Raw genomic sequence first — 3,274 nt, 5'->3', positions numbered from 1 at the left:
GGGGCGGACTTGGCGGCGCCGACGGAGGCTAGCTCCGGCTCGACGGCGGCGAAGGACTGCGCGACCGGCGCCGCGGACGCGACCTGGATCAGCGGCTCGTCGAGCGAGCGGCGCATGCGTCCGTTCTGCGCGACATACTCGGGAGCCGGCGGGATCTCCTTGCTCAGCTGCGCGATGAGGATGTTGTCGGCCTTCTCCTTCGCCGCCACTGCCCGCGCGATCTCGGGCTGCACCTGATAGCTCGGGCACTGCGCGGTGGGCTCGAAGGTGGAAAGGGCGGAGGGCGTCGCGTTGAAGACGTACTTCTTGCCGCAGGCGTCGACCTTGGGCTCGAGCCGGGTGACCTCGAAATTGTCCGAGCCCTGCTTCAGGTTCTTCCAGAACGCGATGTTCGCGTCGTTCCGTCGGCGCGCCATGTTCTGCGCCGTCATGCGGAACGGCAGCGCCTGGACCTGGAACGACTTCTGCCCGCCCGCGAAGGCCTCGCGGGCCATCGCGTAGATTTCCGCGATCTGCGCGTCGGTCATCGCGTAGCAGCCGGCCGACAGGCAGTCGCCATGCATCATCACATGGGTGCCGGTGCGGCCGAGCGCGCGATCATAGGCGTTCGGGTAGCCGATGTTGAACGACAGATAGTAGTTCGAGCGCGGGTTCATCTGCGCCGGAGTGACCTGATAGAACCCTTCCGGCGCCTGCTTGTCGCCTTCCTTGATCTTGGGCCCGAGCTTTCCGGAGAAACGGCAGATGTCGTAGCTCTTCAGCAGCGCATAGCGGCCGTCCGACCGGCGCTTCTTCCAGACCTCGGCCTTGGCCTCTTCCTTGTAGACGCGGAGCAGGATCGGGTCGCGCGGGCTCATGCCCTTCTCGGTCATCAGCGACACGAGTTGCGGCGACATGGGCTGAATGCTGCGGGCGGTGGTGGCCTGCTCGCTCTTGCACCCGGCAAGAGCGACGGCCGCTGCGAGCGACGCCGCGGCGACCGCAAGGCGTGCTGCCGACATATAGAGCCTCCCGAACCGCCTGATCGACGACCCCGACAGCTAAGACGGATACTCTTACCTGCCGGTTACCGCAAGCCGGGCGCGCGCTCGGAGAAAGCCTACAGGCTGCGCCCGATCGCCAGAAACTTGCGTCGGCGCTCGGCCCGGACTTCCTCGGGCGGCAACTCCGCGAGCCGCGCCAGCGCGCGCTCGATCGCGTCGCCGGTCGCCTGGATGGCGGCGCCGGCGTTCCGGTGCGCGCCGCCGAGCGGTTCTGGAATGACGCCGTCCACAACCCCGAGCCGCATCAGATCGGCTGAGGTGATCTTCATGTTGGTGGCCGCGTCCTGGGCCTTGGCGGCGTCTCGCCACAGGATCGAGGCCGCGCCCTCGGGCGAGATCACGCTGTAGACCGCGTGCTCCAGCATCAGCACCGTGTTGGCCGTCGCGAGCGCGATCGCCCCGCCCGATCCGCCCTCCCCGATCACCACCGCGACGTTCGGGACGGTGAGGTTGAGGCAGGCTTCGGTCGACCGGGCGATCGCCTCGGCCTGGCCGCGCTGTTCGGCCTCCACGCCCGGAAACGCGCCGGCGGTGTCAACGAGCGCGATCACCGGCAGGGCGAAACGCTCGGCCATCTCCATCAGGCGGACCGCCTTGCGGTAGCCTTCGGGCTTGGCCATTCCGAAATTGTGCTTCAGGCGCGTCTCGGTGTCGGCGCCCTTCTCTTGGCCGATGACCATCACGGGCTCGCCGCGGAACCGCCCCGGGCCGCCGACGATGGCCTCGTCCTCGCCATAGAGCCGGTCGCCGGCGAGAGGCGTGAACTCCTCGATCAGCGCCCTCACGAAGTCGCCGAAGTGGGGCCGGTTCGGATGCCGCGCCACAAGCGTCTTCTGCCATGGCGTGAGGTTGGCGTAGAGCTCCTTCAGCGCCTGCTCGGACTTCGCCTCGAGCCTGCGGACGTCGTCCTCGATCGCGACGCCGTCGTCGTTCTCGCCGAGCGCCTTGAGCTCCGCGATCTTCGCCTGGAGCTCTGCGACCGGCTTCTCGAAATCAAGGTAGCTTTTCATGACCCGGGCTCCGCGCCGTCGACGCCGAAGGTGGCGGTGGTCCTGCGGAGCGCCGGCACGTTTGAGGGCCGCGGGCGCCAAAGTCAACTCAATGGCCGACTTTAGGACGACGGCTCGTCCCCGAGCGGATGCAGGTCACGGACCATGCCGGCGGCGCGTTCGTCCAGCACATGGGTGTAGATCTGCGTCGTGGCGATGTCGGCGTGTCCCAGCATCTGCTGCACGGCGCGGAGGTCGGCGCCGTTCTGCACCAGATGGCTCGCGAAAGCGTGACGAAGCACGTGCGGGCTGACTTTCTCGGGGGCGAGGCCGGCGCGCTGGGCGGCGGCCTTGTCCCGGGACCCACCACCTCCTCGTAGAGCGGCTCGCCCATGCCGTGCAGGCACTGGAATTCGTAATCGGCCGCCGACCGGTCGGGGCCCGCCATCTCGATCACTGCGGCGAGCGTCATGGCGTTGTGGGTGGCGAACTGCGGATAGAGCGCGTCGCCCACCTCCAGCATCCTGCGGGCGCAGGCCAGGAAGCTGACGTCGGTGTGGATCTTGCGGGTGAAGACCGGGAAGTCCGCGAGCCCCAGCGTCTGCGCGCGCTTGATCTCGCTGTCCCAGTAGGCGCCCTTGACCAGCCGCGTCATGATCCGGCGATCCGAGCGGCGGGCGAGATCCGCGAGCCAGTCGATCACGAACGGCGCGCGCTTCATGTAGGCCTGCACCACGAAGCCGGCGCCGTCCCAGCCGGCGAGCTCGGGGGCGAGGCAGAGCGCCTCGAACACGTCGAGCGAAAGCTCCAGCCGGTCGGCCTCCTCGGCGTCGATGTTGAAGCCGATGTCGAAGCCGCGCGCGAGTTGCGCGAGCGCCGTCAGCCGCGGGACGAGCTCCGCCATCACCCGGCCCCGCTGCGCGCGCTGGAAGCGGGGGTGCAGCGCCGAGAGCTTGATCGAGATGCCCGTCCCCTCCCGCCAGCCGCGGCCGGCCGCCTCCTGTCCGATGGCGACGATCGCCTCGCGATAGGCCGCGAGATAGTTCTCGGCGTCGACACGGGTCAGCGCGGCCTCGCCCAGCATGTCGAAGGAGTGGCGGAAGCCGGCCTGCTCGCGCTTCCGGGCCCGCGCCAGCGCTTCCTTGATGGTGCGCCCGGTGACGAACTGCTCGCCGAGCAGCCGCATCGCAAGGTCGACCGCCGCGCGCACGACGGGCTCGCCGCCGCGGGCCACGAGGCGTT

2 protein-coding genes and 2 pseudogenes are annotated in these 3,274 nt (G+C 69.1%); all 4 read right to left on the bottom strand.

Annotated features, from left to right (window positions below):
• On the bottom strand, positions 1 to 1,001 hold a 1,001-nt coding region (locus ACIKT0_RS15715), incomplete at its 3' end, for a L,D-transpeptidase family protein (RefSeq protein WP_407106274.1).
• A 98-nt stretch (positions 1,002 to 1,099) separates the two neighbouring features.
• Positions 1,100 to 2,053 carry an acetyl-CoA carboxylase carboxyltransferase subunit alpha gene (locus tag ACIKT0_RS15710; protein ID WP_407106272.1) on the bottom strand — a complete coding sequence of 318 codons (954 nt, stop codon included), beginning with the start codon at positions 2,051 to 2,053 and terminating at the stop codon, positions 1,100 to 1,102.
• Positions 2,054 to 2,154: 101 nt separating this feature from the next.
• Positions 2,155 to 2,388: pseudogene (locus tag ACIKT0_RS15705) on the bottom strand (tyrosine-type recombinase/integrase); the annotation flags it as partial.
• Between the two features lie 5 nt (positions 2,389 to 2,393).
• Positions 2,394 to 3,274, bottom strand: a pseudogene (locus tag ACIKT0_RS15700) (proline dehydrogenase family protein); the annotation flags it as partial.

Origin of the sequence: Hansschlegelia beijingensis (genome assembly GCF_045505405.1) — a bacterium.
Classification (GTDB): Bacteria; Pseudomonadota; Alphaproteobacteria; order Rhizobiales; family Methylopilaceae; genus Methylopila; species Methylopila beijingensis_A.
The sequence above is the reverse complement of the archived record's forward strand: the minus strand, read 5'-3'. Positions and strand labels throughout refer to the sequence as shown.